Annotated in this window: 26 protein-coding genes; 14 read left to right on the top strand and 12 right to left on the bottom strand. The window is 64.8% G+C overall.

Going from position 1 to position 26,524, the window contains the following annotated elements:
- The first annotated feature begins 94 nt into the window (after positions 1-94).
- Positions 95-1,237, top strand: coding sequence for a pimeloyl-CoA dehydrogenase small subunit (gene pimD / locus XI09_RS28635; protein ID WP_271569815.1), 1,143 nt, complete (start codon positions 95-97; stop codon positions 1,235-1,237).
- A gap of 98 nt (positions 1,238-1,335) precedes the next feature.
- On the opposite strand, the gene XI09_RS28630 is transcribed toward pimD, so the two are convergent.
- From XI09_RS28630 to XI09_RS28610, 5 genes are all read right to left on the bottom strand, one after another.
- Positions 1,336-2,424, bottom strand: a complete 1,089-nt coding sequence (locus XI09_RS28630) for a TRAP transporter substrate-binding protein (protein WP_271569814.1) — start codon at positions 2,422-2,424, stop codon at positions 1,336-1,338.
- A 184-nt stretch (positions 2,425-2,608) separates the two neighbouring features.
- The gene (locus XI09_RS28625; protein WP_271569813.1) at positions 2,609-3,922 is read right to left on the bottom strand and encodes an NAD(P)H-dependent oxidoreductase; all 1,314 of its coding nucleotides are present in this window, start codon (positions 3,920-3,922) and stop codon (positions 2,609-2,611) included.
- A 163-nt stretch (positions 3,923-4,085) separates the two neighbouring features.
- On the bottom strand, positions 4,086-4,886 hold the full coding sequence (locus tag XI09_RS28620) for a phytanoyl-CoA dioxygenase family protein (protein WP_027543327.1): 801 nt from the start codon (positions 4,884-4,886) through the stop codon (positions 4,086-4,088).
- 117 nt (positions 4,887-5,003) lie between these two features.
- Positions 5,004-5,681, bottom strand: a complete 678-nt coding sequence (locus XI09_RS28615; RefSeq protein ID WP_271569812.1) for a GntR family transcriptional regulator — start codon at positions 5,679-5,681, stop codon at positions 5,004-5,006.
- Positions 5,682-5,926: 245 nt separating this feature from the next.
- A complete protein-coding gene (locus XI09_RS28610) occupies positions 5,927-6,796 on the bottom strand; it encodes a sigma-70 family RNA polymerase sigma factor (protein WP_271569811.1) in 870 nt (289 codons plus the stop codon).
- 99 nt (positions 6,797-6,895) lie between these two features.
- Between XI09_RS28610 and XI09_RS28605 the strand changes: the two genes are divergently transcribed.
- Positions 6,896-7,354, top strand: coding sequence for a carboxymuconolactone decarboxylase family protein (locus XI09_RS28605; RefSeq protein ID WP_271569853.1), 459 nt, complete (start codon positions 6,896-6,898; stop codon positions 7,352-7,354).
- A gap of 195 nt (positions 7,355-7,549) precedes the next feature.
- Here the strand turns inward: XI09_RS28605 and XI09_RS28600 are convergent, their stop codons facing one another.
- On the bottom strand, positions 7,550-8,362 hold the full coding sequence (locus tag XI09_RS28600) for an alpha/beta fold hydrolase (protein ID WP_271569810.1): 813 nt from the start codon (positions 8,360-8,362) through the stop codon (positions 7,550-7,552).
- Between the two features lie 2 nt (positions 8,363-8,364).
- Positions 8,365-9,183 (bottom strand): alpha/beta fold hydrolase, encoded by an 819-nt coding sequence (locus tag XI09_RS28595; RefSeq protein WP_271569809.1) that lies wholly within the window; start codon positions 9,181-9,183, stop codon positions 8,365-8,367.
- A gap of 138 nt (positions 9,184-9,321) precedes the next feature.
- On the opposite strand from XI09_RS28595, the gene XI09_RS28590 reads away from it, so the two are divergent.
- Positions 9,322-9,864 carry a methylated-DNA--[protein]-cysteine S-methyltransferase gene (locus XI09_RS28590; protein WP_271569808.1) on the top strand — a complete coding sequence of 181 codons (543 nt, stop codon included), beginning with the start codon at positions 9,322-9,324 and terminating at the stop codon, positions 9,862-9,864.
- 130 nt (positions 9,865-9,994) lie between these two features.
- On the opposite strand, the gene XI09_RS28585 is transcribed toward XI09_RS28590, so the two are convergent.
- Positions 9,995-11,539 (bottom strand): acyl-CoA synthetase, encoded by a 1,545-nt coding sequence (locus XI09_RS28585; RefSeq protein WP_271569807.1) that lies wholly within the window; start codon positions 11,537-11,539, stop codon positions 9,995-9,997.
- Between the two features lie 111 nt (positions 11,540-11,650).
- Positions 11,651-12,823 carry an acetyl-CoA C-acetyltransferase gene (locus XI09_RS28580; protein WP_271569806.1) on the bottom strand — a complete coding sequence of 391 codons (1,173 nt, stop codon included), beginning with the start codon at positions 12,821-12,823 and terminating at the stop codon, positions 11,651-11,653.
- Positions 12,824-12,980: 157 nt separating this feature from the next.
- Between XI09_RS28580 and XI09_RS28575 the strand changes: the two genes are divergently transcribed.
- The 8 genes from XI09_RS28575 to XI09_RS28540 all read left to right on the top strand — a co-directional run bounded on the left by XI09_RS28575 (position 12,981) and on the right by XI09_RS28540 (position 22,243).
- The gene (locus XI09_RS28575; RefSeq protein ID WP_271569805.1) at positions 12,981-13,634 is read left to right on the top strand and encodes a TetR family transcriptional regulator; all 654 of its coding nucleotides are present in this window, start codon (positions 12,981-12,983) and stop codon (positions 13,632-13,634) included.
- Between the two features lie 76 nt (positions 13,635-13,710).
- Positions 13,711-14,469, top strand: a complete 759-nt coding sequence (locus XI09_RS28570; RefSeq protein ID WP_271569804.1) for an SDR family NAD(P)-dependent oxidoreductase — start codon at positions 13,711-13,713, stop codon at positions 14,467-14,469.
- Between the two features lie 164 nt (positions 14,470-14,633).
- Positions 14,634-15,440: an enoyl-CoA hydratase/isomerase family protein gene (locus tag XI09_RS28565; RefSeq protein ID WP_271569803.1), complete on the top strand. Its 807-nt coding sequence runs from the start codon at positions 14,634-14,636 to the stop codon at positions 15,438-15,440.
- 43 nt (positions 15,441-15,483) lie between these two features.
- Positions 15,484-17,355, top strand: coding sequence for an AMP-binding protein (locus tag XI09_RS28560; RefSeq protein WP_271569802.1), 1,872 nt, complete (start codon positions 15,484-15,486; stop codon positions 17,353-17,355).
- A 163-nt stretch (positions 17,356-17,518) separates the two neighbouring features.
- Positions 17,519-18,646 (top strand): acyl-CoA dehydrogenase family protein, encoded by a 1,128-nt coding sequence (locus XI09_RS28555; RefSeq protein WP_271569801.1) that lies wholly within the window; start codon positions 17,519-17,521, stop codon positions 18,644-18,646.
- A 130-nt stretch (positions 18,647-18,776) separates the two neighbouring features.
- A complete protein-coding gene (locus XI09_RS28550; protein ID WP_271569800.1) occupies positions 18,777-20,021 on the top strand; it encodes an acyl-CoA dehydrogenase in 1,245 nt (414 codons plus the stop codon).
- Between the two features lie 139 nt (positions 20,022-20,160).
- Positions 20,161-21,405 carry an acyl-CoA dehydrogenase gene (locus tag XI09_RS28545; RefSeq protein WP_271569799.1) on the top strand — a complete coding sequence of 415 codons (1,245 nt, stop codon included), beginning with the start codon at positions 20,161-20,163 and terminating at the stop codon, positions 21,403-21,405.
- 139 nt (positions 21,406-21,544) lie between these two features.
- Positions 21,545-22,243, top strand: coding sequence for a nitroreductase (locus tag XI09_RS28540; protein ID WP_271569798.1), 699 nt, complete (start codon positions 21,545-21,547; stop codon positions 22,241-22,243).
- A 93-nt stretch (positions 22,244-22,336) separates the two neighbouring features.
- On the opposite strand, the gene XI09_RS28535 is transcribed toward XI09_RS28540, so the two are convergent.
- Entirely contained in the window at positions 22,337-22,885 is a 549-nt protein-coding gene (locus XI09_RS28535; protein ID WP_011090521.1) for a sigma-70 family RNA polymerase sigma factor, read from the bottom strand.
- The gene (locus tag XI09_RS28530) at positions 22,885-23,118 is read right to left on the bottom strand and encodes a NepR family anti-sigma factor (protein WP_271569797.1); all 234 of its coding nucleotides are present in this window, start codon (positions 23,116-23,118) and stop codon (positions 22,885-22,887) included. The genes XI09_RS28535 and XI09_RS28530 overlap by 1 nt, the downstream gene beginning before the upstream one ends.
- Positions 23,119-23,346: 228 nt before the next feature.
- Here XI09_RS28530 and XI09_RS28525 point away from each other — a divergent pair, with 228 nt between their 5' ends.
- Positions 23,347-24,153 (top strand): response regulator, encoded by an 807-nt coding sequence (locus XI09_RS28525; RefSeq protein ID WP_271569796.1) that lies wholly within the window; start codon positions 23,347-23,349, stop codon positions 24,151-24,153.
- A 56-nt stretch (positions 24,154-24,209) separates the two neighbouring features.
- Here XI09_RS28525 and XI09_RS28520 read toward each other — a convergent pair whose 3' ends face one another.
- Positions 24,210-24,995, bottom strand: coding sequence for a TonB family protein (locus XI09_RS28520; RefSeq protein WP_271569795.1), 786 nt, complete (start codon positions 24,993-24,995; stop codon positions 24,210-24,212).
- Between the two features lie 184 nt (positions 24,996-25,179).
- Here XI09_RS28520 and XI09_RS28515 point away from each other — a divergent pair, with 184 nt between their 5' ends.
- Entirely contained in the window at positions 25,180-25,779 is a 600-nt protein-coding gene (locus XI09_RS28515) for a nuclear transport factor 2 family protein (protein WP_271569794.1), read from the top strand.
- 247 nt (positions 25,780-26,026) lie between these two features.
- Complete coding sequence (locus XI09_RS28510; RefSeq protein WP_271569793.1) at positions 26,027-26,437, top strand: hypothetical protein; 411 nt, start codon at positions 26,027-26,029, stop codon at positions 26,435-26,437.
- Positions 26,438-26,524: the final 87 nt, after the last annotated feature.

Here is a 26,524-nt window from a genome sequence, read left to right as displayed (position 1 = left end):
CGCATACGCTGAGGCGAAATGGATTCCGGGCCTGGCCCTTCGGGCCATCCCGGAATGACGAAGCCAAATAGTCCGGGTACGAGGAACCAAAGAAATGGATTTTGATCTGTCCGAGGAGCAGCGGCTTCTCAAGGAAAGCATCGACGGCCTGCTGACCGATTCCTACGATTTCGAGAGCCGCAAGAAGTACATGAAGGAGAAGGGCGGCTGGAGCCAGGCCGTCTGGGGCAAGCTCGCCGAGCAGGGCCTGCTCGGCCTGCCGTTCGCGGAGGCCGATGGCGGCTTCGGCGGCGGCGGCGTCGAGACCATGATCGTGATGGAAGCGCTCGGCAAGGCGCTGGTGCTCGAGCCCTATCTCGCAACCGTCGTGATCGGCGGCGGCTTCCTGCGCCACGCCGGCAGCGATGCGCAGAAGGCCGCGCATGTGCCTGCCATCATCGACGGCAGCAAGACGCTTGCATTTGCCCAGCTCGAGAAGAACTCCCGCTACGATCTGTTCGATGTCTCGACGACCGCGAAGAAGAAGGGCGACGGCTGGATCATCGACGGCGAAAAATTCGTCGTGCTCAACGGCGAGAACGCCGCCACGCTTCTCGTCACCGCGCGCACCAAGGGGGACCGCCGCGACAAGACCGGGATCGGCGTGTTCCTGGTGCCCGCGAATGCCAAGGGCGTCACCAGGAAATCGTACCCGACCCAGGACGGCCTGCACGCCGCCGACATCACCTTCACCGGTGTCGAGGTGGGCGCGGATGCCGCGATCGGCAATCCCGAGGATTCGCTCGCGCTGATCGAACGCGTCGTTGACGAAGCCCGCGTCGCGCTTTGCGCCGAAGCGGTCGGCCTGATGGACGAGTCGCTCAAGACCACGGTCGAGTACATCAAGACGCGCAAGCAGTTCGGCGTCGCGATCGGCTCGTTCCAGTCGCTCCAGCACCGCGCCTCCGACATGTTCGTCGCGGCCGAGCAGGCGCGCTCGATGTCGATGTTCGCAACCATGGCGAACGACTTCGAGAACGCCAAGGAGCGCTCCAACGCGATCGCCGCGGCCAAGGTGCAGATCGGCAAGTCGCTGAAATTCGTCGGCCAGCAGTCGATCCAGCTCCACGGCGGCATCGGCATGACCATGGAGGCGAAGATCGGCCACTACTTCAAGCGCCTGACCATGATCGAGAACACGTTCGGCGACACCGACTATCACCAGCGCCGCGTCGCGGATGCCGGCGGGTTGATCTAGTCGCCACCTCGCGCGTGGACGCATCGGACGGTCCAAAGCGAAAGCCCCGGAGACATCTCCGGGGCTTTCGTCGTTTGACGTTGCACGACGCGCCGCAGCTACGTCCTTGTCCGCATCCGCATCATGAAGCTGTCGAAGCTAAGCTCCGCCACCTGCATCCAGGCCAGCGATTCGCTGCGATACGCGGAGAGGCTTGCATACATCTTGCCGAAATGCGGATTGCTCTTGGCGAGGTCCGCATAGATCTCGCCCGCCGCGGTATAGCAGCTTTCGAGCACCTCCTGCGGGAACGGTTTCAGGATCGCGCCCGCAACCAGCAGCCGCTTCAGCGCCGGCGGGTTGACCGCATCATACTTGCCGGTCACCCAGGTGAAGGTGTCGAGCGAAGCCGCCGAAATGGCTGCCTGATAATGCTTGGGCAATGCATTCCACTTCTCGATATTCATGAGGTTGTGGCCCTGGCCGGTGCCTTCCCACCAGCCCGGATAGTAATAGTACTTTGCAACCTTCACGAAGCCGAGCTTCTCGTCGTCATACGGACCGACCCACTCGGCCGCATCGATGGTCCCCTTTTCCAGTGCGGGGTAGATCTCGCCGGCCGCGATCTGCTGCGGCACGCCGCCGACCTTGGCGATGATCGTGCCGGCGAAGCCGCCGACGCGGAATTTCAATCCCTTGAAGTCCTCCATGGACTTGATTTCCTTCCGGAACCAGCCGCCCATCTGAGCTCCGGTCGAACCGGTTGGAATGCCGATGGCGTTGTGCTCCTTCAAGAGATCGTTGAGCATGTCCTGACCGCCGCCCCACAACAGCCAGGAGATATGCTGGCGCGTGTTGAGCCCGAACGGCAATGACGTGCCGAAGGTGAACGCCGGATTCTTGCCCCAATAGTAGTAGAGCGCGGTGTTTCCCATCTCGACAGTGCCGTTCGACACCGCGTCGAGCACCTGCAGTCCCGGCACGATCTCGCCGGCGGCGAAGGGCTGGATCTGGAAGCGGTTGTCGGTGATCTCGGCGACGCGCTTGCAGAAATATTCGCAGCCGCCATACAGCGTATCGAGCGATTTCGGCCAGCTCGCCGCCAGCCGCCATTTCACCTCCGGCATCGACTGCGCGATAGCAGGCGCGGCAACGGCACTTGCGGCAAGGCCCAATCCCCCTGCCGTCAGGAATTTACGACGTTCCATGCGTTTCCCCTCTGGGTGTTGTCGAGTCCTCGACGAGGGATCGCGATCTTGTTGCCGCTTTGATGTTCGCCGGTGGCCGACGTTTTCTTGGTGTCCGAGATTCAGTATTCCCGGATCGCGTTCAGGATGACGAAAGGGCATCTGCAAATCAAGAGTGGTGTGGTTGGGCTGTCAGCCTCGAACCTCAATGCTGCGCTGCGAATGCTGCCTCCATGGCCTTCCGGACCTCCACCGTCTCGTTGCTGGCGTCGAACTCGACGTCGTCCCAGCGCACCACCGTGCCATGTGCAATGTCATGTTTCAGCTTCAGGCGATGGGCGAGCCCGATCGGCAGCGCGCCGGCCTTGAGGCTCGCGGCCGCCGGCACCAGCTTGCCCCACACGGTGTAGCCGCCTTCGCCGTCCAGCATCTCACCGGCGCGCAGATTGCGTTTTGCCACCGCTGCGACGTCGCCGCGGAAGCCGTAGGGCTGGCCGGTCGGCTCGCCCCGCAACGCGGCCGACAGCACCGAGATGTTCAGTTCGAGCCCGATCAGGTGATAGGGCTTGTACATCGCCGCAAAGCGTCCGCTGGCGTCGGTCTTCAGGCCGTACTGCTTGAAGCAGTCCGCGGCATAGTCGTTCGGGGCCTCCAGCACGACATAGACGCCCCAGCGCAGGTCGCGAAACACCGGCCGTCCGTCGCGTTCGAGCGAGGACACGACTTCCACCACGCCAGACCGTTCCAGCACGCCGCCGCGCGATCGCGGCCGCATGATATGCGGCAGATCGTCGACGCCGCAGGGCGGAAACAGCAGCCCCTCCGTCGGCACGTCGAGGCCGCAGGCATTGGCGATCGCGGCCATCTCGATCGCCGATTTGGTGCCGTCGAGGAATGAGTTGAACATCTGCGGATTCATGCCGGCGGACTGCGCTTCGCCCGCAGTCAGGCCGTAATGCTGCCAGACGCCGTCCGGCGTCACGTCGTGATAGGCCGGCAGATATTTCGTGCCCTTGCCGGCGGCAACGACGCGAAAGCCGGTGGCGCGCGCCCAGTCGACCATCTCCGCCGTCAACGCCGGCTGGTCGCCATAGGCGAGCGAATAGACCACGCCCGCCTTGCGCGCTTCCTCGGCGAGCAGCGGGCCCGCCAGCACGTCGGCCTCGACATTGACCATCACGATATGCTTGCCCGCCGCGATCGCGGCGCGCGCGTGCCTGATGCCGACGGCCGGGTTGCCGGTCGCTTCCACCACCACGTCCATCGCGCCGCCGGCAATCGCGCGTGCGCCGTCATCGGTGAAGACAGTTGCGGCGATGCGCGCCTCATCCCAGCCGACCGTGCGGCAGGCCTCGCGCGCGCGCTCGCGATCGATGTCGACGATAATGGGCACCTCCAGCCCCGGCGTATGCGGCACCTGTGCCAGAAACATCGAGCCGAATTTACCCGCGCCGATCAGCGCGACACGCACAGGCTTGCCGGCGGACGCGCGGGCCTGGAGGAGGCGGAAGAGGTTCATGGGAAATGTCCAGTGCAACTATCGTGTCCCGGACGCGGTGCGGCGCGAAGTGCCGCTCCGCAGAGCCGGGACCCAGTGTGAGGGAATTCCGTGCGGCATGGGCCCCGGCTCTGCAGCGCATCGTCGAAGAGACGCTGCGCCGCGTCCGGGGCACGACACCTGTCTACTCCGCCGCCTGCCGCGGCGCACGTGCGAGCCGCAGCAGGGCGTCGTCGTCCACCGTCTTGATCGGCGCAAAATCGCGGTGGGCGATGTACTCGGGCCGCGTGGGGTTGCGGATGTGGTTCGAGACCGCGTTCAGCGTCAGGTACACGATCTTGCGCGGGTAGGGCGTGATGTTGCCGGCCGAGCCGTGCACGAGATTGCCGTGGAACATCAGCATGCCGCCGGGCTTGCCGGTAGGCGCGACGATGCCGCCCTGCTTGACGAGGCGCGTCACTGTTGCCTCGTCCAGCGTCCACAGCGGGTAGGACGTGGTGGCAAGGTCATGCGAGGCTTCGAGGTCGCCGGCGTTCTGGCTGCGCGGCACCAGCATCAGGGGGCCGTTGATCGGCATCACCTCGTCGAGGAAGATCGCGATGTTCATCGCGCGCGGCTCCGGCATGCCGTCGTCGCGCTTCCAGGTGCCGTAATCCTGGTGCCATTGCCAGACGTCGCCGGTGAAGGCCGATTTCGCATTGATCTTGAACTGGTGCATGTAGACAGGCTCGCCGAACAATTGCTCGACCGGGTCGATCATGCGCGGATGCGCGCCCAGGATGCGGAAGGCCTCGTTGTAGAGATGCGCGGCAAACGCCGTGCGCGGGGCGCCGCTCTTCTCGCGCCAGACCTCCGGCCGATTGGCATCGTAGATGCCGACCGCCTCGCGCGCGAGCAGATCGACCTCCTCCTGGCTGAACAATTCGGGCAGGAACAGCCAGCCCTCGCGGTGGAAGAACTCCAATTGCTCCTGAGACAGTTTCATGGGCCGTCCTCCTGTTTTGATTTTTGTTGTTCGTCGTTCCGGGGCGGTCCGCAGGACCGAACCCGGAACCTCGAGATTCCGGATCGCGCTTCGCGCGACCGGAATGACAGCGTTTAGCTACGCCGCCGCCTCGTCCGTCGCCCTCAATCTCTCCTCGGTCATCCGTCCCGCCGTCTGCGCATGCGCGAGTGCCGCGCGTTCGGCGGCATTCGCCTCGCCCGCGAGAATGTGTCCGGCGATCGTCGCATGCTCGGCCCAGGCGCTGCCGCGGTAGTCGAGCTCCGACAGCACCGTCGCCATCGAGCGGCGCATATGCGGCCATTGCGGCGCGATCGTCTCCTCGATCACGGGATTGCCGGCGAGCTGGTAGATCGCGCGATGAAAATCGACGTCGAGGGTGATGAGCTCGGCAAGCGACGTCTTGCGATCGATGCGGCGCCCGGCGGCGAGCGCCGCCTCGAGCCGTGCGCGTCCTGCCGCGTCGCTTGCGGCGCGCGTCGCCGCGAGCCTGGCGGCGAGTGCATCGATGGCGCCGCGCACCTCGTAGAGCTGGCGGATGCGCGCGGGATCGAGCTGGGTGACCTCGAAGCCGCGCCGGCCGCTTTCGGCGACGAGGCCCTGCCGATGCAGCAGATGCAGCGCGTGCGACACCGGCTGGCGCGACACGCCGAGCTTGTCGGCGAGCTCGTTCTGCCGGATGCGCTGGCCGGGCTGCAACGTGCGATCGGAGATCGCCTCCAGGATCCGTGCATAGACCTGGTCGATCAGGTTCGGGAGCGGGTCGAGAGGGATCACGCCGGCGGCTCCGAAACAGAGGGAATACGGAATTCCGTATTCGACGCTACGCGGTCTGGCAGGGGGCGTCAAGCGGTACCGGAGGATGGCCGCCTCTCATTTTCGGGGGCAGGCTAAGCTATTGATATTACTTGTGCCGTCTACTGTGCATGGGGTTGTTTTCGAGAAAATGACATGGGCCCGGTTTGGCGCCTGCGGTTGCCGTCGACACGGTACGGCTCGCTGCCGAGGATGCCACGCCCGGCCTAGCGCTCCAGCACCTCCACCTCGATCGCCGCGATCTCTTCTGCATCGGCCACCGCCTCGATCGCCGCGATCCGGTCGCCGCTGAAGGTCACGCGCAGCGCGATGCGCAATTGCCCGCCGAGGATGACCGCAACACCCATCTCGCCATCGACCAGCGCCGCGCGCGCGGCCTGGGCGCGGCCCTTGTAGAGCTGCGCGACCGCATCGGCGCCGCGGATCTCCGGCAGCGTACCGAGCCGCACCGCGGCCTGGTCGGCGCGAAAGACGACGTCGGGATCGAGCACGGCAAGCAGCCCCTCGAAATTGCCTTCGCGCGAAGCTGCGAGGAAGGCATCGACGATCTTGCGTTGACGCGACAGGTCCGTCTCGGGCACCGGCGCGCCCTGCACGCGCCGCCGCGCGCGGCTGGCAAGCTGGCGCGAGGCATCGACGGAGCGCCCGACGATCGGCGCGATCTCCTCGAAGGGCACCGCGAACATGTCGTGCAGCACGAAGGCGAGCCGCTCCGCCGGCTGCAAGGTTTCCAGCACGATCAGGAGTGCCGCGCCGACGGAATCGGCCATTTCCGCGTCGCGCTCCCGCGTCTCGTCAACCGGCTCCGGCACATGCGGGCCCATCGGGTCCTCCCGGCGCGACTTTCGTGCGCGCAGCATGTCGAGGCAGATGCGCGCGACCACGGTGGTCAGCCAGCCCCGCAAATTCGCGACATCGGACGTATCGCTCCGGCTGAGCCGCAGCCAGGCCTCCTGCACGGCATCGTCGATCTCGCCGCGGGAGCCCAGCATCCGGTAGGCGACCGCGCGCAAATGCTCCCGATTGGCCTCGAACTGCTGGCTGAGAAAATCTTCTTCGAAGTTTTTTTGGGTCATCGGTCACATTCCCTCATCGCGATCCGTCATGCCCATGACGAAGCCAATCCGGCCAATGTGACCGGAACCTTCGAAATTCGACAGATGGAGACGACAATGATGCACGCCCGCATGAATCACCCCGTCATGGTCCTGCCCGAGGCCATGAATGTCCTGCAATCTCTCGGCAATTTGACCAAACAGGGCCTGCCGGAAAAGCTCCTGGAACTGGTGCACCTGCGCGCCAGCCAGATCAACGGTTGCAGCGTCTGCGTTGACATGCACCCGAAGATCGCCCGCAAGTCTGGCGAGACCGACGAGCGCCTGTTCGCCGTCTCGGCCTGGCGCGACACCCCCTATTTCACCGAAGCCGAGCGCGCCGCGCTGGCTCTGGCCGAGGCGGTCACCCGTATCGCCGACCGCGAGGATCCGGTGCCCGATGCGATCTGGAACGAGGCCGCCAAGCATTTTGACGAGCGCGAGCTCGCAACCCTGATCCTCTCGATCGCGACCATCAACGTCTGGAACCGACTCAACGCGACGATCAACATGCCGGTCGGCGTGTGGAAGGTGGCGTGAGGGAGGCACCGGCCTCGCGCTCCCTCGCCCCGCTTGCGGGGAGAGGGTGGGGTGAGGGGGAGTCTCCGCGGCGACGGTGAGAGTTGGACATGCGGAAGCTCCCCCTCACCCGCCGCGCTTCGGACGATGCTTCGCATCGCTCGGCGCGTGTCGGCCTCTCCCCGCACGCGGGGAGAGGCGAAGCGAAGGAAGCGCCTACTCCGCCAGAAACCTGTTCACCACCTCGCCGAACTCCAGCGGCGCCTGCTCGAACATCCAGTGGCCGGCATTTTCGATCACCGCCGTCCTGCTGCCCGCGATGTGCTCCGCCAGCACGCGCCACATCACCGACAGGCTTCCCGTCGTCGCACCGCCGCCGATCAGGAGCGTCGGCGTCCTGATCGCCTGCGCATCCGCCAGGGTGTAGGGCCTGCGCTGCTCGTTGATCTGGCCGAGGAAGGTGATGGCGTTGTCGCGCAATTGCTGCTTCGCCGCCGCCGGCACGCGCCGCCACGAGCCGTCGCCCTCGATACCCTCGTAGAAGTTCTGCAGTGCGCCCTCGATGTCGCCGGCGCGGATCATCTCGACCGAGCGCGCCGTGCGCGTCGCCAGCGGTGGATGCGCGGGCGTGCCTTCAGGCGCCGGCAGGCTGGCGTCGAGATCGCCACCGGGCTCGGCCAGCACCAGCTTGCGCAACAGATCAGGCCGCGCCTGCGCCACGCGAAAGGCGATATGGCCGCCGCGCGAATGTCCCATGAGATCCACGGGTGCGGGCCTGACCTGCTCGATGAAGGCGATCACATCAGTGACGTGCTGCGCCATCTTGTAGTCCTCGCCGATGGCGTCCCAATGCTCGGGAAAGAAATGCCGCAGGCTGACCGAGATCACCCGATGGCGCTTCGACAGCGGGCCGAGCACCGAATACCAGGTGCGGAAATCCCCTAACGTGCCATGCACGCAGACCAGCGGCGGGCCGTCTCCGACTTCGAGATAGGCCATGTCATAACCGTTGACGCGAAATGTCTGCATGCTCAGCCCGCCAGAAAGTCCAGCACCACTTCGGAGTATTTTTGCGGCGCCTGCTCGAACATCGGATGCGTCGCGTTCGGGATGATCGCCGTCTTGGAATAGGGCACATGCGCGGCCAGCGCATGCAGCACCTTCGGCAGCAGGCCCTTGGTCCGCGCGCCCAGGATGAACAGTGTCGGCATTCTGATCGATTCGGCATCCGCCTTCGAGAAGGGCGGGCGGTTGTCGCGGACCTGGCCGATCAGCGTCATGGCGTTGTCGCGCAGATTCTGCTTCACCATCGCCGGCAGCCGCGGCCAGGTGCCAGCGCCCTCCAGCGTGTCGATGAAGACGGCGAGGCCGCCGTCGACGTCGCCGGCCGCGATCTTCTCCGCCGACGCCGTGAAGCGTGCCAGCAGCGGCGAGGGGCCGCCGGCATAGTCGGGATCGAGGCTCGCATCGAGCTCGCCGCCGGGCTCGGCGAGGATCAGCCGCCGCAGCAGCTCCGGCCGCCGTTGCGCCACGCGGAAGCAGATGTGCCCGCCGCGGGAATGCCCCATCAGGTCGACGGGACCGAGGTCGAGTTTTTCGATGAAGGCGATGACGTCGTCGACATGCTGGCTGATGGAGTAGGTGTCACCGAGGCCGTCCCACTGCTCGGGGAAGAAGTGCCGCAGGCTGACGGCAATCAGCCGGTGCCGTTGCGTCAGCGGCCCGAACACGCAGCCCCAGATGCGGAAGTCCGAGAGCGAACCATGCACGCAGACCAGCGGCGGGCCGCCTTTGGCTTCGCCCACGTCGAGATAGGGCATGTCGTATCCGTTGACGTGGAGGCTCTGCATTCTTGGCTCGCGAGAAGGGAGGCGGAACTCCTGTGCAAGATTCCCGGAAACCGGGTGGATCGCAACTATTTCCAAGCCTAGATTTGGCCAGAGATCACATTGGGGGCATGCGACAAGGACGCAGCCAGGAACCAAGCCATGACCGACCAGCATTTTGCCCTGTTCGATACCCGGATCGGCCTCTGCGCCATCGCCTGGGGCCCGCGCGGCATCAACGGCACGCAGCTGCCGATGGGCGGCGAGCAGAAGATTCGCACCCGCATCAGTCAGCGCCACATCGATGCCAGTGAAGCCGAGCCGACCGCCGAGGTGCAGCAGGCGATCGACCGCATCACAAGACTGCTCGCGGGCGAGCCGGATGATCTCACCGACATCCCGCTCGATCTCGACGGCGTGCCCGACTTCAACCGCGGCGTCTACGAGATCGCCCGTACCATCCCGCCCGGCAAGACCATCACCTATGGCGACATCGCCAAGCAGCTCGGCGGCGTCGAGCTGTCGCGCGATGTCGGCCAGGCGCTGGGCCGCAACCCGTGCCCGATCGTCGTGCCCTGCCACCGCGTGCTGGCGGCCGGCAACAAGCCCGGCGGCTTCTCGGCCAATGGCGGCGTGGTGACGAAGCTGAAGATGCTCGAGATCGAAGGCGCGCTGGTGAACCACACGCCGAGCCTGTTTGATTGAGGCTACGTTGAGGTTCGCTCGGCGTCATGGCCGGGCTTGACCCGGCCATCCACGTCCTCATTCGCGGTACAAGGAACGTGGATGCCCGGGACAAGCCCGGACATGACGGTGTTCGGAACGACTGCTCGGGCTAAATCTTCGCCGCCGTCTTCGGCCAATATTTATCGCGCAAATGCCGCTTCACCAGCTTGCCGGTCGGCGTGCGCGGCAGCTCGGCCTCGAAATCGATCGAGCGCGGGCACTTGATGGCGGAGAGGCGGCCCTTGCAGTAGGCGATCAGATCGGCCTCGAGCTCCTTGCCGGCGCGTTTGGGGTCGTGCGGCTGCACCACCGCCTTCACCTCCTCGCCCATCTCCTCGTTCGGCACGCCGAATACGGCAACGTCCGCGACTTCGGGGTGGGTGATGAGCACGTCCTCGGTCTCCTGCGGGTAGATGTTCACCCCGCCCGAGATGATCATGTAGGACTTGCGATCGGTGAGATAGAGAAAGCCGTCCTTGTCGAGATAGCCGACATCGCCGAGCGTCGACCAGCCCTTGGCGTTGTAGGCCTTCTTGGTCTTCTCGGGATCGTTGTGATAGGTGAAAACAGGCGCGTCGGCGAAATAGACCGTGCCGATTTCGCCGGTCGGCTGCTCCTCGTCGTTCTCGTCGAGAATCTTGATCTTGCCGACCACGGCGCGGCCGACGCTGCCGCGATGCTCCAGCCATTCTTTCGAATTGCACACGGTGACGCCGTTACCTTCCGAGCCGGCGTAATACTCGATCAGGATCGGTCCCCACCAGTCGATCATTGCCGCTTTGACATCGACCGGGCAGGGGGCGGCGGCGTGGATGGCGCCCTTGAGCGTCGAGACGTTGTACTTCGTGCGGACATCGTCCGGCAGCTTCAGCATGCGCACGAACATGGTCGGCACGAGCTGCGACTGCGTGATCCTGTACTTCTCGACCAGCTTCAAGAACTCTTCGGCGTCAAAACGCTCCATGATGATGGAGGTGCCGCCGAGCACGATCGCCATCATGTTGAAGCGCAAGGGAGCCGCGTGATAGAGCGGTGCCGGCGACAGATACGTGCTCTCCGCATTCATACCGCACATGTCCGCGCAGAGCACGCGCAGGAAGGCGTTCGGCACGTCGATCCTGTTGCCCTCGAACGCCTTCTTGATGCCCTTGGGCCGGCCGGTGGTGCCGGACGAGTACAGCATGTCGTAGCCGGCGACCTCGTCGGCGATCGGCGTCGTTGGCTGCGCGATTGCTTCCTTGTCGTAGGAGCGGAATCCGGGCAGCGGCTCGTCCATCATGTAGAAGACCGGCTCGCCGGGCGTGCCCTTGATCAGGGCCTTGATCTGGTCGGCGCATTTCGGCGTGGTGATCACGACCTTGGCGCCGCAATCGGCGATGATGTAGTCGATCTCGTCCTGCTTCAGATAGCGGCTGATCGCGGTGTAGTAGAGCCCGCTGCGCTGCGCGGCCCAGCAGATCTCCATGAAGGCGAGGCGGTTCTCCATCAACAGCGCGATGTGGTCGCCGGCCTTCAGGCCGAGCGAGCGGAACAGGTGTGCGCCCTGGTTCGAGAGCTCGTCGAGCTCGCGATAGGTGATCGCCTTGCCGGTGCCGGCCATTTGGTAGGCGATCTTGTTCGGCGTGGTCTTGGCGTAGACGGAGGGATGGGTCATGGCGTTTCCTCAAAACGCGAATGGCGAATAGCGAATGGCGAATAGGGAAGGGCAAACCGCTCTTCGCCTGCTCACCATTCGCTACTCGCCACTCACTACTCGCTTTTGTTCTTACAGCCGCTCCACGATCGTCACATTGGCCATGCCGCCGCCTTCGCACATGGTCTGGAGGCCATAGCGCTTGCCGCGCTGGTGCAGCGCGTGGATCAGCGTCGTCATCAGCTTGGTGCCGGAGCCGCCGAGCGGATGGCCGAGCGCGATGGCGCCGCCATTGACGTTGAGGCGCTCCGGATCGGCGCCGGTGGTCTTCAGCCAGGCGGTCGGCACCGAGGCGAAGGCCTCGTTGACCTCGAACAAGTCGATGTCGCCGATCGTCATGCCGGCCTTCTCCAGCGCGCGCTTGGTGGCGTGCAGCGGCGCGTCGAGCATGATCACGGGATCGCCGCCCATCATGGTCATGTGATGGACGCGCGCGAGCGGCTTGACGCCGAGCTGCTTCAACCCGCGCTCGTTCACCACCATGACGCCGGAAGCGCCGTCGCAGATCTGGCTGGCGCTGGCCGCGGAGAGCTTGCCGTTCTCGGCGATCAGCTTGACGCCCTTGATGCCGTCGAGCGTGGCGTCGAAGCGGATGCCCTCGTCGATGTGGTGGGTGTCCTTGCTGCCGTCGGCGCGGGTGATCTCGAGCGGCACGATCTCCTTCTTGAAGTGGCCGGCTTGCGTCGCCGCGATCGCGCGCTGATGGCTGTTGTAGGAATATTCGTCGAGCTCATCCTTGGAGAGGCCGTACTTCTCGGCCATCATCTCCGCGCCGGTGAACTGGCTGAACACGATGTTGGGGTACCTCGCTTCGATGCCCGGGCTCTTGTAATTGCCAAAGCCGTTCTTGGCCGGGAGCTGCGAGGACAGGCCCATCGGCACGCGCGTCATCGATTCCACGCCGGCGGCGATCACGACGTCCATCGTGCCGGACATCACGGCTTGGGCCGCGAAGTGCAGCGCCTGCTGCGAGGAGCCGCACTGGCGGTCGATCGAGGTACCCGGCACGCTTTCCGGCAGCTTCGAGGCCATGATCGCATTGCGCGCGACGTTGTTGGACTGTTCGCCGACCTGCATCACGCAGCCCATGATCACGTCCTCGACCAGGGCCGGACCGACCTTGGTGCGATCGACCAGCTCGTCCAGCACCTTGGCGGCGAGATCGGCCGGATGCCAGCCGGCGAGGCGGCCCCCCTTGCGCCCGCCGGCGGTACGCGCAGCGGCGACGATGTAAGCCTCGGCCATTTCGGTCTCTCCCTGAATTTTTCTGGATCGGGTTGGGTTGTCGGGGCGGATTAAAAGGGCGCGACGTCATTTAGTCAATCGATCAATTAACTCTTGTGATGAGACGCTGCTTGGGCTTATCTGCGCCCCGCTTCAAGCGGCGAGAACAGGGATCTCCGTGGCTACCAGCGTACCGAACAGGCCCCCCAGCGGAAAGAATTCCACGGCAGAGAAATTGCTCGTGGCCGCGAGCGAGCTGATGATCGAACGTTCCTCGATCGAGATTTCGCTCTCCGACATCGCCCAGAAGTCGGGCGCCAACGCCGCGCTGGTCAAATATCACTTCGGCAACAAGGACGGCCTGCTGCTGGCGCTGCTCGAGCGCGATGCGGGAACGGAGCTCTCCAACCTCGAATATCTGCTGGCGCAGCCGATCACGCCGACCGCGAAGCTGAAGCTGCATATCGGCGGCATCATCCGCGCCTATCACCGGTTCCCCTACATGAACCGGCTGATCCACTATCTCCTGCACGAGAGCGTTGCGGGCTCCGCCGACGAAGTCTCGAAATTCTTCGTCGCGCCGCTGCTGGATTTTCATCGCCGCCTGCTCGCCGAAGGCGTCAGCAGCGGCGAATTCCGCCAGACCGATCCGGTGCTGTTCTACACCAGCCTGATCGGCGCCTGCGATCACCTGTTCTTCGGCCGGCACGCGATGTCCCGCGCGACCGGCGTCGGCCCGGTCACCGATGAAGTCTGCCGGCAATACATCAAGCACATGGAAACGCTGATCTGCGGCGGAATATTGAATGGGCGAATGGCGAATGGCGAGTAGCGAATGGGGCTCCCGTTCCATTCGCCACTCCCTATTCGCCATTCGCCATTAACGCCAAAAACCAAGGAGAGCTAAGATGCAGCTGAAAGACGTAGCCGTTCTCATCACCGGCGGTGGTTCGGGTCTTGGTGCCGCGACCGCCCGCGCCATGGCCGCCAAGGGCGCCAAGATCGGCGTGATCGACCAGAGCAAGGAAAACGCCGAGAAGGTCGCGGCCGAAGTGAAGGGCGTCGCGCTTCATGCCGACGTCACCAGCGAGGAGCAGATCAAGGCGGCGATCGCGAAGGCGGAAGCCGCGCATGGCGTCGCCCGCGTGCTGATGAACTGCGCCGGCATCGGCGGCTCGCAGCGCATCGTCGGCCGCGACGGCGTTTATCCCTTGGAAAAGTTCGCGCGCATTATCAACGTCAACCTGATCGGCACCTTCAACTGCCTGCGGCTGTTCGCCGAGCGCCTCGTCACGATCGAGCCGATCGGCGAAGAGCGCGGCGTCATCATCAACACGGCGTCGGTCGCGGCCTATGAAGGTCAGATCGGCCAGATCGCCTATGCAGCGTCGAAGGGCGGCGTCGTCGGCCTCACGCTGCCGGCCGCGCGCGACTTCGCCAGCCAGAAGATCCGCGTCAACACCATCGCGCCCGGCCTGTTCTTCACGCCGCTGCTGATGGGCTTGAACGAAGAGGCCCGCAAGAGCCTGGGCGCCCAGGTGCCGCATCCCTCGCGCCTTGGCGACGCCAATGAATACGGCATGCTCGCGGTGCACATCGTCGAGAACCCGATGCTGAACGGCGAGACCATCCGCCTCGACGGCGCGATCCGCATGGCGCCGCGGTAACTCCGCCGTCGTCCTGGCGAAAGCCAGGACCCATTACCACCGGCGTAAGTTGTCACACGAGCTCAACCAACGCCGGTGGTCCAACAACGCGGGCCTGTGATTATGGGTCCTGGATCAGCGCTCGCTCCGCTCGCTTGTCCAGGACGACGATGGAGAGATCGCGCATGTCCCAACCGCTGCTGATCGAGCACAACGACGGCGTCGACCGGGTGACGCTCAATCGTCCTGACAGCCTCAACGCGCTCGATCCCGCGCTGATCGACGCGCTCAACGTCTATTTCCAGGGCCTCCAGCGCAACCGCGAGACGCGCGTCGTAGTGCTGAAGGGCGCCGGCAAGAATTTTTGCGCGGGCCTCGATCTCAAGGCCGCGATGGCGCGCCGCGCCGGGCAGCAGGAGCCGCCCGGCGTCACCGAATCCCTGGACTCGCAGCGCCGCATCGCCGACATCGTGATGCTGATGCGGCGTTGTCCGCAGCCGATCCTGGCGCTGGTGCAGGGCGCGGCGGCCGGCGGCGGCTTTGCGCTGGCGCTTGCGGCCGACATCCGCATCGCGACGAAGTCGGCGCGGATGAACTGCGCCTTCATCAAGCTCGGCCTTGGCGGCTGCGACATCGGCACAAGCTATTTTCTGCCGCGCCTCGTCGGTGTCTCCGTCGCCTCCGAGCTGATCCTCACGGGGCGCTTCATCGGCGCCGAGCGGGCGCTCGCGGTCGGCCTCGTCTCCGAGGTCGTCGACGAAGACAAGCTCGATGACGCGGCCGAGCCTTACATCGATGCGATGATCACGGCCTCGCCGGTGGGGCTTCGCCTCTCGAAAGAATGCCTCAACATGAGCGTCGATGCCGGATCGCTGGAAGCTGTTATCGCGATGGAAGACCGCAACCAGGTCCTGTGCAGCCGCTCCGAGGAATTTTCGGAAGGCATCAGGGCCTTCCTTGAGAAGCGAAAGCCTGTCTATATCAGGCGCTGAACGACGAAGATCCGCAAAGGACAGTAATTCCGGGAGACGCAAAATGAGTGGCAGCGCGGCGGCGGTGATGACGAAGCCCGCCTTTCGCAAGGTCGAGTGGCTGGCACGCGACATCGACGTCGAGCGCCGCGGCGACGGCACGGTCGTGCTGAAGTCGCGCATTCCGCTGCAACCTTACGAGAAGCACATCCCGGCCTCGCTCGCCAAATGGGCGAAGGAAGCACCCGAGCGCATCTGGCTCGCCCAGCGCGGCGGCCCGAACCGCGAATGGCGGAGGGTCTCTTACGGCGAAGCCAAGCGCACCGTGGATGCGTTGACGCAAGGCCTGCTCAATCTCGGTCTCGATGGCCACCCTGTCACGATCCTGTCCGGCAACTCGATCGAGCATGCGCTGATGACGCAGGCTGCGATGCAGGCGCGCGTTCCGGCGGCTCCCGTGTCGCCGGCCTACTCGTTGATGAGCCATGATCACGTCAAGCTGAAATATTTGTTCGACCTGATCAAGCCGGCCGTGGTGATGGTGCAGGACGGCCCGACCTTCGAGAACGCACTCAAAGCGCTCGATCTCACCGGCGTCACCGTGGTCCACGTCTTGCGTCCCTGCGACGGCATCAAGAGCGTCAGCTTTGCCGAGCTTGCGGCAACGCCGGTGACCGCCGCTGTCGCGGAGTCGATTGCCAAGATCACGCCCGACACCGTCGGCAAGCTGCTCTTCACGTCAGGTTCGACCGGCATGCCAAAAGCCGTCATCAACACGCAGCGCATGATGTGCGCCAATGCCGCGATGATGATGCAGGTGCGGCCGCGCGATCCGGGCGGTCCGATCTCGACCATGCTGGACTGGATGCCGTGGAACCACACGATGGGCGGCAATGCCGCGTTTCATCCCATCCTGGTCGACGGCGGCACGCTCTATATCGACGACGGCCGGCCGATGCCGGGCCAGTTCGAGGAGACGCTGCGCAATCTGCGCGAGATCTCGCCGACCTATTACGCCAATGTGCCCGCCGGCTACGCCGCGCTCGCCGCTGCCATGGAGAAGGACGATGCGCTGTGCCGCTCCTTCTTCAAGAACCTGTCGATCATGGCCTATGGCGGCGCGCGGCTGCCGGACGATCTCTACGACCGCATGCAGGCCCTCGCGGTGAAGACCACCGGCGAGCGCATCGTGTTCTACACCGGCTGGGGCTCGACCGAGACCGCGCCGACCTCGACCGGCACCTATTGGGACACCGAGCGCGTCGGCCTGATCGGCCTGCCGTTCCCCGGCGTCGAATTGAAGATGGTGCCGTGCGGCTCGAAATACGAGCTGCGCTTGCGCGGCGTCAACGTCACGCCCGGCTATTTCGGCCAGCCGGAGCTGACCAGGAAGATGTTCGACGAGGAAGGCTTCTACTGTATCGGCGATGCCGGCATCTTCGTCGACGATGCCGATCCGGTGAAGGGTATCATCTTTGCCGGGCGCGTCGTCGAAGACTTCAAGCTGACCACCGGCACGTTCGTCCATGTCGGCTCGCTCCGCACCGACACCATCGCAGCCGCAACGCCCGTCGTGCATGACGCGCTGATCGCGGGGCAGGATCGCGCCTTCATCGGCCTGCTCGCCTGGCCGAACTTGCATGCCTGCCGCCAGCTTGTCGGCAATCCCGATCTCAGTTTTGAGCAGGCCGTGAAACATCCCGAGGTGATCGCCTGCTTCAGGCGCGGTCTGGAAGCGCACAACAGGGAGTGCGAAGGCGCCAGCAGCCGCATCATCGCGCGCGCCATGCTGATGGTCGAGCCGCCTTCGATCGACGGTAATGAGCTGACCGACAAGGGCTACATCAACCAGCGCGCCGGCCTGGAGCGTCGGGCTGTGCTGGTGGAGCGGCTCTACGCGGACAAGCCGGATCAGGATGTGATCGTGCTGCGATGAGTGCGCAATTCTCTCCATTCGTCATTCCGGGATGGCCCGAAGGGCCAGGCCCGGAATCCATCGGGCCGCATGCGCGTGGCGAAATGGATTCCGGGCTTGCGACTTCGTCGCGCCTCGGAATGACGGCATCAATTCAAATGACACAATAAGAAGGCAAGCCGCCATGAACTTCGACTTCTCCGACGACCAGAAGCAGCTCCGCGATCAGGCGCGCAAATTCCTCACCGAAAAATGCTCGCCCAAGGCGGTGCGCGTCGTGCTCGACGGCAAGGCGCCCTACGACAAGGAACTCTGGAAGGGCCTCGCCGAGATGGGTTTTCTCGGTGTCGCAATCCCCGAGGAATTCGGCGGCGCGGGCGCCGGCCATCTCGAGCTCTGCGTGATCGCGGAAGAGATGGGCCGGGCCAACGCGCCGGTGCCGTTCTCGTCGACCGTTTATCTTGCCGCCGAAGCGCTGCTGATCGCCGGCAGCGACGCGCAGAAGAAGAAGTGGCTGCCGGCGATTGCCTCGGGCGAGGCGATCGGGACGCTGGCGCTGTTCGAGGGCAAGGGCAATCCGTCGCCGAAGACCATCAAGCTGACTGCTGCGAATGGCGTGCTCAACGGCCTCAAGAAGCCCGTGGCCGATGGCGTGATCGCCGACTTCGCCGTCGTTGCAGCGCGGACGGGGTCGAGCGGGCGTGAGAGCGACATCTCGCTGTTCCTGGTCGATCTCAGGGGCGGCGGCGTCGAGGTGAAAAGCCTGACCAACCTTGATCCGACGCGTGGCCAGGCGGAGATCACTTTCAAGGACTGCAAGGCCGAGCCGCTGGGCGCGGCCGGCGAGGGCTGGAGCATCCTCACCCAGGTGCTCGACCGTGCCGCTGTGCTGTGCGCCTTCGAGCAGGTTGGCGGCTCCGACCGCGCGCTGGAGATGGGCCGGGACTACGCGCTCGACCGCATCGCCTTCGGCCGCCAGATCGGCTCGTTCCAGGCGGTGAAGCACATGCTCGCGGACATGTACGTCTCGGCGACGCTGGCGCGCTCCAACAGCTATTACGGCGCCTGGGCGCTTTCGACCAACGCATCCGAATTGCCGGAAGCCGCCGCCGCCGCGCGCATCAGCGCGACGCAGGCGTTCCAGCACTGCGCCAAGAACAACATCCAGGTGCACGGCGGCATGGGTTTCACCTGGGAGTTCGACTGTCACATGTACTACCGCCGGGCGAACGCGATGGCGCTGGCCCTCGGCAGCCTGTCCTATTGGGAAGACCAGTTGATCGACCGCATGCGGAAGAAGAACGCGGCTTGATGATGATCGTGTCCCGGACGCGGCGCGAAGCGCCGCAGAGCCGGGACCCAGGGGCCGCTATGGACCCCGGATCTGCAGCGCATCACTTCGTGCTGCGCAGCGTCCGGGGAACGAACCGAGAGACAAGACCATGAACTTCGACGACACCCCGCAGGAAGCCGAATTCCGCGCTACCGCCCGCGCCTGGATCGCGGCGAACGCACCCAAGCAGTACGAGGATGAACTGCGCAAATCCTCGCTCGGCCGCACCCAGCTCAAGAACGCTGACATCCTCGAGGTCGCAAAGGCCTGGCAGAAGAAGAAGGCCGACGCCGGCTGGGCCTGCCTGCACTGGCCGAAGGAGTATGGCGGCCGTGGATCGTCGCCGATCGAGCGCGTGATCTGGCAGCAGGAAGAGGGGCCGTTCGGCAAGCTCTCCCATATGTTCATCATCGGCCACGGCATGTGCGGGCCGACCATGATGGCGTTCGCACGGGAGGAGCATAAGCGCAGCTATCTGCCGCCGCTCGCCTCAGGCGAAAAGGTCTGGTGCCAGCTGTTCTCCGAGCCGGCCGGCGGCTCCGACGTTGCCGGCCTGCGCACGCGGGCGGAGAAGGACGGCGATGAATGGGTCATCAACGGCCAGAAGATCTGGACGTCGGGTGCGCATTATTCCGATTACGGCATCCTGCTCACCCGTACCGATCCGACCGTGCCCAAGCACAAGGGTCTCACCATGTTCTTCCTGGACATGAAGAGCCCGGGCGTCGAGGTGCGGCCGATCAAGCAGGCGAGCGGTGCTTCCGACTTCAACGAGGTCTATTTCACCAACGTGCGGATTCCCGACCATCAGCGCCTCGGCGAGGTCGGTGACGGCTGGAACGTCTCGCTGACCACGCTGATGAACGAGCGCATGTCGATCGGCGCGGGCGTCTCGACCGGTTTCCCCGAATTGTTCGACTATTGCTCCAGCCTGATGCTGGACGACGGTCCGGCGATCGAGGATCGCGCGGTGCGCTCGAAGCTGGCGAACTGGGCGGTGAAGGCGAGCGGCCTGCGCTACACCAGCATGCGCGCGATCTCGGCGCTGTCGAAGGGCGAGCGGCCGGGGCCGGAGAACTCCATTGGCAAGCTCGTTGCCGGATCGATGATCCAGGACGTCGCGACCTACGCGCTGGACTTGCAGGGCGCGAGCGGCGTCATCAGCGGCCCCGAGGATGCCGAAGTCGCCGGCCGTTTCCAGGCCATGCTGCTGCGTGCGCCGGGCACCCGTGTCGAAGGCGGCACCGACGAGATCATGCGCAACATCATCGCCGAGCGGGTGCTGGGCCTGCCCGGCGACATCCGCGTCGACAAGGACGTGCCGTTCAACAAGATCCCGACGAAGGGAAGATGAGTTCGTGTCCCGGACGCGGCGCGGTACGAAGTACCGCTCCGCAGAGCCGGGACCCAGAAGGCCACAATGGGCACCGGCTCTGCGGCGCACCGCCTAGGCGCTACGCCGCGTCCGGGGCACGAAAGAGGAGAGTTCGAAAATGAACTTCGACGACACCCCGCAGGAAGCCGCATTCCGCGAGACCGCGCGCAAATGGGTCGAGGCCAACGCGCCGAAGGAGTTTTTGGCGGAGCTGTCAAAATCCTCGCTCGGCCGCATCCGGCTCGCCCAGCACGACATCGTCGATGTCGGCAAGGCCTGGCAGAAGAAGAAGGCAGAGGGCGGCTGGGCCTGCCTGCACTGGCCGAAGGAATATGGCGGCCGCGGCGCCACGCCGATCGAGCGCGTGATCTGGCAGCAGGAGGAGGGCGTCTACGGCAAGCTGACGCAGCCGTTCCAGATCGGCGAAGGCATGTGCGGCCCGACCGTGATGGCTTTCGGCAGCGAGGACGCCAAGCGCCGGTACTTGCCGAAGCTCGCCTCCGGGGAGGAGATCTGGTGCCAGCTCTTCTCCGAACCCTCGGCGGGCTCTGATGTCGCGGGCTTGCGCACGCGCGCGGAGAAGAAGGGCGACAATTGGGTCGTCAACGGCCAGAAGATCTGGACCTCGGGCGCGCATTATTCCGACTTCGGCCTTCTGATCGCGCGCACCGATCCGAACGTGCCCAAGCACAAGGGCCTCACCATGTTCTTCCTGGACATGAAGAGCCCGGGCGTCGAGGTGCGGCCGATCAAGCAGGCCAACGGCATGCAGGAGTTCAACGAGGTCTATTTCACCGACGTGGTGATCCCGGACAGCCAGCGCCTCGGCGCCGTCGGCGAGGGCTGGAGCGTCTCGCTGACCACGCTGATGAACGAGCGCATGTCGATCGGCGCGCGGCTTGCGACCGGTGTGCCCGAGATGTTCGAGTTCTGTGCGAACCTGATGCTCGAGGACGGCCTCGCCATCGACGATCCCGCGGTGCGCTCCAAGCTTGCGAGCTGGGCGGTGAAGTCGAGCGGGCTGAAATATACGAGCTACCGCGCGATCTCGGCGCTGTCGAAAGGCGAGCGGCCGGGCCCGGAGAATTCGATCGGCAAGCTGGTCTCGGGCATGATGCTCCAGGACATCGCGACCTACGCCATGGACCTCCACGGCGCGGCCGGCGTTCTCACAGGCAGCGATGAGGAGACGGTGCAGGGCCAGTTCCAACAGATGCTGCTGTCCTCGCCCTCGATGCGCATCGCCGGCGGCACCGACGAGATCCTGCGCAACATCATCGCGGAGCGCGTGCTGGGCCTGCCGGGCGACATCCGCGTCGACAAGGACGTGCCGTATAACAAGATCCCGACCAAGGGTAGATGAGAATTCCCGTGTCCCGGACGCGGTGCGGCGCGAAGTGCCGCTCCGCAGAGCCGGGACCCAGCGTGTCACAATGGGCCCCGGCTCTGCGCCGCATCACTTCGTGCTGCGTCGCGTCCGGGGCACGAAAGCGAGTTAGGCAATGGACGCAAAAGTCAACCAGAACGACCGCATCGGCGTGCTCGAAGAGCTCCTCAACGAGCGCTACTCGGTGCGCGCCTTCCTGCCCAGGCAGGTCGATCGCGCCACCATCGAGCATGTGCTGAAGACCGCGCAGCGCACCGCGTCCTGGTGCAACAGCCAGCCCTGGCAGGTCATCATCGCCAGCGGCGAGGCCAAGGAGCGCTTTCGCCAGCTGATCTACAAGGAAGCCTCCGGCGGACTCGGCGACGATTACGATTTCACCCCGCCGCGCGAATATGTCGGCGTCTATCTCGATCGCCGCCGCGAAAGCGGGTTTCAACTCTACAACACGCTCGGGATCCCCCGCGGCGACAAGATGGGCTACGCCAGGCAGGCGCTTGAGAACTACAATTTTTTCGGCGCGCCGCATGTCGCTGTCATCCACACCAACGAGCCGCTCGGCATCTACGGCGCGATCGATTGCGGCGCCTATGTCTCCAATTTCATGCTCGCCGCCCAGGCGCTCGGGCTCGGCACCATTCCGCAGGCGGCGCTGGCGCGGCACTCCGGCCTGATCCGCCGTCATTTCAATCTGCCCGATGACCGCCGCGTCGTTTGCGGCATCTCGTTCGGCTATGCCGACCACGCCCACAAGGTCAACAGCTACCGCACCTCGCGGGCGAGCGTCGCGGACACCGTGACCTTCATGGAGGAGTGATTTAGCGGCTCAAGTACCATCAGACGCGCGCAAAGACGGCCGCGTGAACGGCCGCCTTTCCATTTGTCGTCCGGGTCCGATGACGGCCTGCTGCTATCCGCCGCTGCCGCCGATCACGGCGCGCACGGTCTCGTCGGGCCCGAAGTCCTCGGCGCCGTCGACATAGAGCAGCGCGGCGAGCTTCGAGCGTGCACGGTTGACCCGGCTCTTGATCGTGCCGACTGCGCAGCCGCAGATCGAGGCTGCGTCCTCATAGGAGAAGCCGGAGGCGCCGACCAGGATGAGCGCTTCGCGCTGGTCCTGCGGGAGCTTTTCGAGCGCGGTGCGAAACTCCTCGAACTCGAGATGCGCGTTCTGCGAGGGCTGTGTCTTCAGCGTCTTCGCATAATTGCCCTCGGCGTCCTCGACCTCGCGCCGCCGCTTGCGATAGTCGGAGCGGAACAGGTTGCGCAGGATCGTGAACAGCCAGGCCGGCAGGTTGGAGCCGGGCTGGAATGAGTCGATGTTGGCAAGCGCACGCAACAGCGTCTCCTGCACCAGATCGTCGGCGCGGTCGGCGTTGCCGCTGAGCGAGATCGCGAACGCGCGCAGACTTGGCACGGCCGCGAGGATGTCGTTACGCAGGGAGTCCGTGAGAGGCATTAATCCCTCCCATTGTTGTTGTCGTTGGATCCGCCCTCATTTTCCACTTGGGGTGTCGCTCCCGGCGCATCAAGCTTCTTGATCAGTTCGGCGAACCGATCCGGAACCCCCTGCCGTACGACGTCGTCGTACATGGCGCGGAGCTGATGCCCGATCCGGGATTGGATCTCCGGAGTGAGCCCTCCCTTGCCGGGGGTCGTGCTTTTGCTGGCTTGAGACTTGAGATCTTTCATGACCTGTTCCACGTTTCCCCGAGTTAAGTGACTGTAAAATCGAGAAGTTTTCTCAACCGGGAGCCGTTCCCTGGATAGGCTCAATTCCAGGTTCGAGAAAAAGTTCCGCCGGCTACGGAACTTTTCTTGCCCTGAGGCGTAGTCAGCCCGAGCAGGGGAACCCGGGCCTCCCCCGTGATGTCTCTGAGGTCTTCTCTCAAGGTCGGTCCGAAGATGAATGGAGTGGGGATGTCCCGTTCACAGCTTGTCGCTGAACACTTGCCGTTGTTGCGCCGGTATGCACGCGCCCTGACGGGCAGCCAGGCTTCCGGCGACGCCTATGTCGCAGCCATGTTGGAAGCCATGCTCGGGGATCCCGCCGTGCTCGACGAGAGCCATGGGCCGCGGGCCGGCCTGTTCCGGCTGTTCACCCAGATCTGGAATTCCGTCTCCGTCAACGACGATTCCGAGGTGACGCCCCTGCCGATGCCGCCGGAGCGGCGGTTGTCGAACATCACGCCGCTGCCGCGGCAAGCCTTCCTGCTGCTTTCGCTCGAGGGATTTTCGGAAGAGGAGGTCGCCTACATCCTCGGCACCGATGTCGCCGAGACACGGCGGCTCGCGGACGCCGCAGGGCGCGAGATGGCGGCGGAGATCGCCACCGACGTGCTGATTATCGAGGACGAGACCTTCATCGCCATGGACCTCGAGAGCCTGGTGAAGAATCTCGGCCACAACGTTGTCGGCGTCGCGCGCACCCATGCCGACGCGGTGGCGCTGGCCAAGAACAGGCGGCCGGGCCTGATCCTCGCCGACATCCAGCTCGCCGACGGCTCGTCGGGGCTGGATGCCGTCAACGAGCTGCTGCGAACCTTCGAGGTGCCGGTGGTGTTCATCACCGCTTATCCGGAGCGCTTCCTCACCGGCGAGCGGCCGGAGCCGGCGTTCCTGATCTCGAAGCCGTTCCAGCCGGCGATGGTGTCGGCGGTGGCAAGCCAGGCCCTGTTCTTCCAGCGCAACTCGCGCAACCGCGCGCCGAAAGTGCCGGCGGCGTAAGACGAGTTGTATTGAACAAGAAGACGGCGCGCCGTTTTTTTGTTCGACACTTTATTTCAGCAGCCTCGGCAGACGCTGTTGACCTTGGCCTTTACCTTGGCTTCGTCCGCCCATGGTCCGCCCATCGGCGGCATCCCGTCGAAAGCTATGAGGACGGTCATTCTCTGCAGGTCGTCCTTCGCCTCAGCGGGCGGTTTTGGGAACGGCACGGAACGCTCGACCATGGCGAGCGTCGCGGCATCTAGCGGTGCGAAGCCCGTGCTTTCGACCAAAGCGTTTGAAATCAATTTGCCCGAGCGATCGACCACGAAGGTGACGCCGGCATCGGCTCTTTGACCGATTGCCTCCGGAGGAAACACCCTGTTGCGCCAGACATGCTCGGTGACCGTCTTGCGCCAGGCGTCCAAGGCGTCGGACCTTGCGAAGGCCGGAGTCGGCACGCTCGCCGCCAACCCGTAGGGCGGCACCTGGAAGTGGCGGCCGGCGAAGACAATCGGCGCTGCGAAAGAGAACGTGTCCTCCGTCAGCTCTGACGGCGGTTCGGGAAACGGTTGGGCGCGATCGAAGATCGCCAGCATGGCAACGTCAAGCTGTCGAGAGCCGGTGCTTTCGACCAACGTCCGCGATTTCAATTTGCCGGCCCGGTCGATGACGAATGTTACTTTGGCATGGCCGGCTTGTCCCCGCGCTTCAGTTGGAAGTAGCCTGTTGCCGACAATATGTTCCGTCAGCCTGGCCTTCCAGGCCGTCGCGCGTTCGGTCTGCAAATCTGTTTGCGCATATACGGGGAAAACCGCCAACAATCCGAGAAGCGCGGCCAGCAAGGGGAATTTCATCTGCATCGGTGCGGATAGTAATCGCCATCAGGTTGATTGCAAGGCTCGTTGCTCGTATCGCGTCTTCCCGGCTGTGGGCAATTCGAAAGGTCGCGAAGCACCGCGCGCTTGACGGCAACCTGATTGCCTCGTTCATATCTCCGGCCGATGACACTCATCGCCGCTTCAAGCCGCCAGGAGATTTCGCATCATGGACCAGCAACTCCTCGATCGCCTCGCCATCCGCGACCTCGTCGAGAACTGGGCGGTGTGGCGCGATGCCGGCGACTGGGAGCGGTTTGCGGCCGTCTGGCATGACGAAGGCTGGATGTCCGCCACCTGGTTTCAGGGACCGGCGCGGGATTTCATCCGCGTCAGCCAGGAGGGATTTGCCAAGGGCGTCCGCATCCTGCATTTCCTCGGCGGCACCAGCATCGATCTTTCCGGCGAGCGCGCCATCGCCCAGACCAAGATGACCATCTCGCAGCGCGCACCGGTGCACGACGTGCTCTGCGACGTCGTCTGCACCGGGCGCTTCTACGATTTCCTGGAGAAGCGGCAGGGCCAATGGGGCATCGTCCGCCGCCAGCCGATCTACGAGAAGGACCGGATTGACCCGGTCGATCCCGCCGCGACGCTCCGCCTTGACCAGACAGCGCTGGCCGCGCTTCCCGAAGGCTACCGCCATCTCGCCTACATGCAGGAGCTGATCGGCTACAAGGTCAAGCGCGACATGCCGGGCCTCACCGGCGCCGAGGTCGAGAAGCTCTATGGCGAAGGGCGGGAGTGGCTGGCGGGGAAGGCGAAGTGAACCCCAGACAAAAGTAAGGCGCGACTGGCATCACCACAGTCGCGCCCTACGTCGCCGGCTTATGGGGCAGGGGGGAATAGCCGGCTGTTGAGACGACTCCCAGCCGCGAAAGTCGTTCCAGGGCTCCAGAAATATTTTTCGGGGCGCGACTTTTTTGCACACGGTTAAGTGATCGTGACTGCCGAGAACCCCCGCTCCTCCGGCCGCGTTGTTCCCGCGATCGCCATGGGGCGAGGGATCGACAGCCATGTCACAGATTCAAAAGGTATTTTTGGGCGCCGTCGCGATTGTCGCAACGCTCGGCGCGGTACAGATACAACTGGCCTCCGGCCATGATCTGGCCGACCGCTGGCAGGCGATCGCCGACAAGCCCGGCCACGACGTCAACCGGACCGGCAAGGCCGACCGGCTCTCCGAGTTCAAGCCGGGTGCGGTTTCCACCCGCACCGTGTCGATGCGGCTGAACGACCTCGCCGATACCTCGGTGCTGCTGCGGGTCCCCGCGGTGATCGAGACCGGCAACGCCAAGCCGCCCGTGGCGCTCCAGAAGCAGAACCAGAAGCAGGGCCGCAACAAGCCGACCATCGCTTGCGAGCCGATGGTCAGCTCCCTGACCGAGGTCGCCAAGCTGCTCCAGCCGGGCCGCTGCGTGACCTGATCGCCTTGGGGCCGAGGGACAGGCTGCCTCTGCCGCGGGCAGGGGCGGCTGCTCACGTCCTCTTGATCCGCCGTCTCATCGCGTTAT

The organism is Bradyrhizobium sp. CCBAU 11386 (assembly GCF_028128955.1).
Taxonomy (GTDB): domain Bacteria; phylum Pseudomonadota; class Alphaproteobacteria; order Rhizobiales; family Xanthobacteraceae; genus Bradyrhizobium.
The sequence above is the reverse complement of the archived record's forward strand: the minus strand, read 5'-3'. Positions and strand labels throughout refer to the sequence as shown.